Genomic DNA, 6,552 nt, shown 5'->3' with positions numbered 1-6,552 from the left:
GGAACGGTCGCTTCCTTTGTACTCACCCTCTCGGGCTTTCCTCCGGGCTTCCCTTCGGTGTTTCCGACTCTATCAGATCTTTTCTCGATCCGATTCCCTGTCGGCGGGATGTCTGCGGGGCTTTCGGCTTTCGCCGTCCGCCCTTTCGACATTCACTACGTTAGCTCATTCTCTCGGCGACTCATAATCGAGTCCTGCGAGTTCGAATTCGGGCACGCGGGCGCGCCAGAAACGACCCCGCTGAGGGGCTGTGGCTTGGTAGTGGTTTGGCCGCTCCGGCTGCAGGCGATCGCCGTACCCGGTTCAGCGGCTCGGGATACATTACGCACCTTCGCAGGGCGCGTCAACTTCGGCGGCGCCTCGGCACATGGGCTCGATAGGGACTCACGGTCGGGTCGTCGGCTGCCCAGTAGCGCCAGGGATGCCTGTCGCCGTTCCCGCCTTCACCGGCGACTCCGGTGCGTGGGCCGCTTCGTACCTGGTCAGAGGCTAGTGGCGTACCGGTCAGCATCCTCAGCGGGGTTTCTCCGGTGGCGCACGCGTCCGCGCCGTCCAGCGCGCGGTCGACTTCCAGGGCCGTCGCCAGACGGGCCGGACCCTTGGCCAGTTCCTTGTCGTTCCGGGCCGAAACTCGACGTTTGCGGGCCAGGTCCACGCCCTCGATCACCTCGCCTGCGCGGAGCAGGACGCCGCTCGCCCGGCCCTCGGGACCGCAGACGAGGTTCACGCAGTGCCACATGCCGTAGGTGAAGTAGACGTACACATGTCCCGGCGGCCCGAACATCACCGCGTTGCGGGCGGTGCGGCCGCGGTAGGCGTGGGAGCCGGGGTCGTTCGGGCCGTCGTACGCCTCGACCTCGGTGAGACGGACGGCGATCGGGCCCTCGGGTGTCGTACGGACCAGGATGCGGCCGAGGAGATCCGGTGCGACCTCCAGGACCGGGCGGTCGAAGAACTCTCTGGGCAGTGGCGTACGGTCCGGGGGCGCGATCATGCCCTCCGAGGGTAGTGCAGACGGAGCAGTGCGCCGACGGAACCGGGGGCGGGCGGATCGCGTTTGTAGGGGCGAGGTCCGTTCGTAAAGGGAGAGTCAATGGCGTTCAAGAAGCTGCTCGCGAGCCTCGGGGCCGGCGGGGCCTCGGTCGAGACGGTGCTCACCGAGGTCAACGTCGTGCCGGGCGGCGTCGTCCAGGGGGAGGTGCGGATCCAGGGCGGGTCCGTGAACCAGGACATCGAGGGGCTGTCGGTCGGGCTGCAGGCCAAGGTCGAGGTGGAGAGCGGCGACCAGGAGTACAAGCAGGACATCGAGTTCACGAAGGTGCGGCTCGGCGGTGCCTTCGAGCTGCAGGCGGGTGCCGTGCACGCGGTGCCCTTCGGTCTGGAGATCCCCTGGGAGACGCCGGTCACGATGATCGACGGCCAGGCGCTGCGCGGGATGCACATCGGGGTGACGACCGAACTGGCGATCGCGCGGGCCATCGACTCCACCGACCTGGACCCGGTGAACGTGCATCCGCTGCCGGCGCAGAAGGCGATCCTGGACGCGTTCATCCAGCTGGGCTTCCGCTTCAAGAACGCGGACATGGAGCGCGGCCACATCAGGGGTACGCGGCAGACGCTGCCGTTCTACCAGGAGATCGAGTTCTACCCGCCGTCGCAGTACCGGGGCCTGAACCAGGTCGAGCTGAGCTTCGTGGCCGACGAGTACGCGATGGACGTCGTGCTGGAGATGGACAAGAAGCCGGGTCTGTTCAGCGAGGGCTCGGACACCTACCGGTCCTTCCAGGTGGGGCTGAACGACTGGCAGGGGACCGACTGGGCGGCTTATCTCAACCAGTGGCTGTCCGAGGTCGGCGGCAAGCGCAACTGGTTCTAGGCTCGGGACTGCTGGTTCCAGATCATCGATCAGGAGGTACCGAGGTGACCGAGCTCAAGCGGCGGCCGCTCCCCCATGACTTCCATCCGCCCGTGCCGTCGTTCACGGTGACGAGCGCGGACATCGAGGAGGGCGCGACGCTCAGGAGCGCCCAGGTCCACGCGGAGGGCAACACCTCGCCGCAGCTGCGCTGGGAGGGCTTCCCGCCGGAGACCAAGAGCTTCGCCGTGACCTGCTACGACCCCGACGCGCCGACCGGCAGCGGGTTCTGGCACTGGGTCCTGTTCGACATCCCGGCCTCCGTGACGGAGCTGCCGGCGGGTGCGGGCGGCGGTAAGTTCGAGGGTCTGCCCGAGGGCGCGGTGCATGCGCGCAACGACTACGGGACGAAGGACTTCGGTGGTGCCGCGCCGCCGCCCGGGGACGGGCCGCACCGGTACGTCTTCACGGTGTACGCGGTGGACCAGGAGAAGCTGGGTCCGGATGCGGACGCGTCGCCGGCGGTCGTCGGCTTCCATCTGCGGTTCCACGCGATCGCGCGTGCGCAGCTCATCGGTGAGTACGAGAACCCCGCGCGGGGCTGAGCAGAGCGTCGCGATTCAGCCGAGCGTTCATTGAACGTTTGCCCGCCTCCGGTCTTGGAAGTGATCGGAGGCGGGCATTTTTTATTGCGTTGTCCATCTCGGCGCGCCCGTCCAGAGTTGATCCAAGCCCGCCGGGGGGTGGGCAGGTGCACACGGGAGGTGGGCTGGATGCGGGACACGCTGGTGCTGAACGCGAGCTTCGAGCCGCTGTCGACGGTGACGCTGAACCGAGCCGTCGTTCTGGTGCTCCAGGACAAGGCCGTCGTCGAGCAGGCCCATCCCGAACTGCGGATGCGCGGTGCCGATGTGGACATACCCGCGCCCCGGGTGATCAGACTGTGCAGGTACGTACGGGTGCCGTTCCGAAGACGGGCTCCGTGGTCGAGGCGGGGTGTGCTGGTCCGGGACCGGCACCGGTGCGCGTACTGCGGGCGCAGGGCGACGACCGTGGACCACGTGGTGCCCCGGGCGCAGGGTGGCACCGACTCGTGGCTGAACACGGTGGCGTCGTGTGCGGAGGACAATCACCGGAAGGCGGACCGGACTCCGGAGCAGGCGGGTATGCCGTTGCTTCGGCAGCCGTTCGAGCCGACGCCTCAGGACGCGATGCTGCTTGCCTTGGGAGCGGAGGAGTTCGAGGCGCTTCCGGAGTGGCTGTCACAGGCCGCCGCTTAGCCCGTACGGCAGAGGGGCTCACCTTCCGAGGAAGGTGAGCCCCTCTGCCGTACCCGGGGATGGTCAGTCGATCGACGGCTTCTCCCGGCGCTCCGTTCCGCCGTTGCCCGGCGAGCCGTTGTTGCCCGAACCGCCGCCGAGGGGGCCGAAGTTGCCCATGGCGCCGGAGAGGCCCTTGAGGGCGTCGCCGATTTCGCTGGGGACGATCCAGAGCTTGTTGGCGTCGCCCTCGGCGATCTTCGGGAGCATCTGGAGGTACTGGTAGGAGAGGAGCTTCTGGTCCGGGTCGCCGGCGTGGATGGCCTCGAAGACCGTACGGACCGCCTGGGCCTCGCCCTCGGCGCGCAGGGCGGCGGCCTTGGCCTCACCTTCGGCGCGCAGGATCTGGGACTGCTTCTCGCCCTCGGCGGTGAGGATGGCGGCCTGGCGCGTACCTTCGGCGGTGAGGATCGCGGCGCGCTTGTCACGGTCGGCGCGCATCTGCTTCTCCATCGAGTCCTGGATGGAGGTGGGCGGTTCGATGGCCTTCAGTTCCACGCGGTTGACGCGGATGCCCCACTTGCCCGTCGCCTCGTCGAGGACACCGCGCAGGGCGGCGTTGATCTCCTCGCGGGAGGTCAGGGTACGTTCGAGGTCCATGCCGCCGATGATGTTGCGGAGTGTGGTGACGGTGAGCTGCTCGATGGCCTGGATGTAGCTGGCGACCTCGTAGGTGGCCGCGCGGGCGTCCGTCACCTGGTAGTAGATGACCGTGTCGATGTTGACGACCAGGTTGTCCTGGGTGATCACCGGCTGCGGCGGGAACGGTACGACCTGTTCGCGCAGGTCGATGCGGTTGCGAATGGTGTCGATGAACGGGACCACGATGTTGAGGCCCGCGTTCAGGGTGCGTGTGTAGCGGCCGAAGCGCTCGACGATGGCGGCGCTGGCCTGTGGGATGACCTGGATGGTCTTGATCAGGGCGATGAAGACCAACACCACCAGAATGATCAGGACGATGATGACCGGTTCCATCGTGTTCCCCGTACCCCTCTCCGCCTCAGCGCCTCGGCAGATCCCGCTGGTTGTTGAAGATCTTGCTGGTCGAGTCTGACAGACCGTCGCCCAACTCGTGGCCCGGTTGCCCCAGATGAAGGGGGCAGATGTCTCAGATGACGATGGCGGTGGCCCCTTCGATGTCCACGACGTCCACCTCCTGGCCGACGTCATAGGCGCGGCCGGTGTCGAGGGAGCGGGCCGACCAGACCTCTCCGGCGAGCTTGATGCGGCCGCCGGAGCCGTCGACGCGTTCCAGGACGACGGCCTGCCTGCCCTTCAAGGCGTCGATTCCGGTGGCGAGTTGGGGGCGTTGTCTGCCGTGCCGGGCCGCGATGGGGCGGACGACGGCGATGAGCGCGACGGAGACGACGACGAACGCGAGGACCTGGATCACACCGTCGAAGCCGAGGGCGGCGACGACGGCGGCCGCGACGGCTCCCACCGCGAGCATGCCGAACTCCGGCATGGCGGTGACCACGAGCGGGATTCCGAGCGCCGCCGCGCCGACGAGCCACCACACCCATGCGTCGATGTCGTTCACATGGTCATGGTAGGGCCGCGGTCGGACGGCGGACAGGGCGCGAAAGGGAGCGGGACGGGCTCATGACCGTCTCTGGTGAAGGGTCAGGACAGGGGCAGGCCCTGAGCCGTCCAGCGGTCGCCGACCTGCTCGACGACGAGCGGGAGGCCGAAGCAGAGGGAGAGGTTGCGGGAGGTCAGTTCCAGCTCGATCGGGCCGGCGGCGAGGACCTTGCCCTGGCGGATCATCAGGACGTGGGTGAAGCCGGGGGCGATCTCCTCGACGTGGTGCGTGACCATGATCATCGAGGGGGCGATGGGGTCGCGGGCGAGCCGGCCGAGGCGGCGGACCAGGTCCTCGCGCCCGCCGAGGTCGAGGCCGGCGGCGGGCTCGTCGAGCAGGAGCAGCTCGGGGTCGGTCATCAGGGCGCGGGCGATCAGGGTGCGCTTGCGCTCGCCCTCGGAGAGGGTGCCGAAGCGACGGTCGACGTAGTCGCTCATGCCGAGGCGGTCGAGGAAGGCGCGGGCGCGCTGCTCGTCGACCTCGTCGTACTCCTCCTGCCAGTGGGCGGTCATGCCGTAGGCGGCGGTGAGTACGGTTTCGAGCACGGTCTGGCGCTTGGGGAGCTTCTCGGCCATGGCGATGCCGGCCATGCCGATGCGGGGGCGCAGGTCGAAGACGTCGATCTTGCCGAGGGTGTCGCCGAGGATGGTGGCGGTGCCCTTGCTGGGGAAGAGGTAGCTGGAGGCGACGTTCAGCAGCGTGGTCTTGCCGGCGCCGTTGGGGCCGAGGATGACCCAGCGCTCCCCTTCCTTCACCGACCAGGAGACCTGGTCCACCAGAGCCCGGCCCTCGCGGACCACGGATACGTCCTGAAGCTCCAGAACATCGCTCATGAGCGCGTTGTCTCCCCTTGCAGTGTGGCCGGTCTCGGCTGTCGCGTACGCCTGTGGCTCGGTCCGCCGCGCCGGTGGGCGCAGCCCCTATGAAATCTACGCCACGAGTGCCCGGCGCCATTCCATCGGTCCTGTCCTTAGGGTGGGTGCATGCTCTCGGAACCGCGTTCAGGACGCCTTGCCGCTTGGGGAAATGCCCTTTTGGTCGGACTTGTCTCTCCGGATGACGCCGCGCTCGCCATTGTGGGCGACGACACCGTGCACCGGGTGGAGGGGCTGCCCGGGGAATCCGCGCAGGTGGGGCTCACCCTCGCGCTGGGGCGGCTGCGGACGCTGGGGGCGACGGGGCTGCGGGTCGCGCTGCCGGTGCCGGGGCATCCGCTGGGGCTGAGCGGGCCGCCGGAGTTCAATGCGCGGGCGCTGGAGGCCGAGGAGGCGGTGGTCTGCTTCGGTGCCGCGTTCGGTCTGGTGCCGCAGGTGTACGAGGCCGGGCCCGAGGGTGATGTGCGTGCCGAGGTGGTCTGGCAGGTGCTGCCGGTGCGGGAGGCGCCGCCCGCCGATGTGCCGTCGCTGGGCGAGGCCGAGCGGGAGCTCGCGGAGGCGCTGCGCGAGGCGACCGCGGTGCTGTCGAAGCTGGACGTCGCGGGATCGGGACCGGTGGCGGAGGCGGCGATCGACGCGTACCGGGCGCGGGCGGAGCGCGGCCGGGAGGTGCTGGCGCCGGGGTACCCGTCGCGTGCGGTGCGGGTGCTGGAGCTGGCGCAGCGGGTGGGGCTGCTGGTGTCCCTGGCCTACGACAGGGGGCACGGGGCGGCGGTCACCTCCGCGGAGATGGCTGCTCGGTCCGAGGCGCTGCGGCCCGTGGAGCGGACGGCGCGGCGGGCGCTGGTGGCGGCGTACAACTCCGTCGTGGAGGAGCGGGAGCGGGGAGCGCGGTAGGCGGCCGACGGAAAGCCGACAGGC

At 69.1% G+C, this 6,552-nt stretch carries 8 protein-coding genes; 4 read left to right on the top strand and 4 right to left on the bottom strand.

The features are described 5' to 3' along the window. Nucleotides 1-343: 343 nt before the first annotated feature. Complete coding sequence (locus ABT171_RS25545) at nucleotides 344-994, bottom strand: DNA-3-methyladenine glycosylase (protein ID WP_351247574.1); 651 nt, start codon at nucleotides 992-994, stop codon at nucleotides 344-346. A gap of 99 nt (nucleotides 995-1,093) precedes the next feature. Between ABT171_RS25545 and ABT171_RS25540 the strand changes: the two genes are divergently transcribed. The 3 genes from ABT171_RS25540 to ABT171_RS25530 all read left to right on the top strand — a co-directional run bounded on the left by ABT171_RS25540 (nucleotide 1,094) and on the right by ABT171_RS25530 (nucleotide 3,135). Next, nucleotides 1,094-1,876 carry a sporulation protein gene (locus ABT171_RS25540; protein ID WP_351247572.1) on the top strand — a complete coding sequence of 261 codons (783 nt, stop codon included), beginning with the start codon at nucleotides 1,094-1,096 and terminating at the stop codon, nucleotides 1,874-1,876. A 44-nt stretch (nucleotides 1,877-1,920) separates the two neighbouring features. Next, nucleotides 1,921-2,460 (top strand): YbhB/YbcL family Raf kinase inhibitor-like protein, encoded by a 540-nt coding sequence (locus ABT171_RS25535; protein ID WP_351247570.1) that lies wholly within the window; start codon nucleotides 1,921-1,923, stop codon nucleotides 2,458-2,460. A 168-nt stretch (nucleotides 2,461-2,628) separates the two neighbouring features. Beyond that, nucleotides 2,629-3,135: an HNH endonuclease gene (locus ABT171_RS25530; RefSeq protein WP_351247568.1), complete on the top strand. Its 507-nt coding sequence runs from the start codon at nucleotides 2,629-2,631 to the stop codon at nucleotides 3,133-3,135. A gap of 63 nt (nucleotides 3,136-3,198) precedes the next feature. On the opposite strand, the gene ABT171_RS25525 is transcribed toward ABT171_RS25530, so the two are convergent. The 3 genes from ABT171_RS25525 to ABT171_RS25515 all read right to left on the bottom strand — a co-directional run bounded on the left by ABT171_RS25525 (nucleotide 3,199) and on the right by ABT171_RS25515 (nucleotide 5,589). Then, nucleotides 3,199-4,149: an SPFH domain-containing protein gene (locus ABT171_RS25525; protein ID WP_351247566.1), complete on the bottom strand. Its 951-nt coding sequence runs from the start codon at nucleotides 4,147-4,149 to the stop codon at nucleotides 3,199-3,201. Nucleotides 4,150-4,282: 133 nt separating this feature from the next. Next, a complete protein-coding gene (locus tag ABT171_RS25520; RefSeq protein ID WP_351247564.1) occupies nucleotides 4,283-4,714 on the bottom strand; it encodes an NfeD family protein in 432 nt (143 codons plus the stop codon). 83 nt (nucleotides 4,715-4,797) lie between these two features. Further along, nucleotides 4,798-5,589 carry an ABC transporter ATP-binding protein gene (locus ABT171_RS25515; protein WP_351247562.1) on the bottom strand — a complete coding sequence of 264 codons (792 nt, stop codon included), beginning with the start codon at nucleotides 5,587-5,589 and terminating at the stop codon, nucleotides 4,798-4,800. 150 nt (nucleotides 5,590-5,739) lie between these two features. On the opposite strand from ABT171_RS25515, the gene ABT171_RS25510 reads away from it, so the two are divergent. Next, entirely contained in the window at nucleotides 5,740-6,528 is a 789-nt protein-coding gene (locus ABT171_RS25510; RefSeq protein WP_351247560.1) for an Rv1486c family protein, read from the top strand. The last annotated feature ends 24 nt before the right edge of the window (nucleotides 6,529-6,552 follow it).

It is taken from the genome of Streptomyces sp. NPDC001851 (assembly GCF_040297165.1).
Lineage (GTDB): Bacteria > Actinomycetota > Actinomycetes > Streptomycetales > Streptomycetaceae > Streptomyces.
Note: the sequence above shows the minus strand (reverse complement) of the source record. Positions and strands in the feature narration are given on the sequence as shown.

Bases quoted from the DNA above. Each gene is read 5' to 3' on its own strand.
- ABT171_RS25540 (WP_351247572.1), top strand. From the start codon at position 1,094: ATGGCGTTCAAGAAGCTGCTCGCGAGCCTCGGGGCCGGCGGGGCCTCG.
- ABT171_RS25515 (WP_351247562.1), bottom strand. From the start codon at position 5,589: ATGAGCGATGTTCTGGAGCTTCAGGACGTATCCGTGGTCCGCGAGGGC.
- ABT171_RS25545 (WP_351247574.1), bottom strand. From the start codon at position 994: ATGATCGCGCCCCCGGACCGTACGCCACTGCCCAGAGAGTTCTTCGAC.
- ABT171_RS25530 (WP_351247568.1), top strand. From the start codon at position 2,629: ATGCGGGACACGCTGGTGCTGAACGCGAGCTTCGAGCCGCTGTCGACG.
- ABT171_RS25510 (WP_351247560.1), top strand. From the start codon at position 5,740: ATGCTCTCGGAACCGCGTTCAGGACGCCTTGCCGCTTGGGGAAATGCC.
- ABT171_RS25525 (WP_351247566.1), bottom strand. From the start codon at position 4,149: ATGGAACCGGTCATCATCGTCCTGATCATTCTGGTGGTGTTGGTCTTC.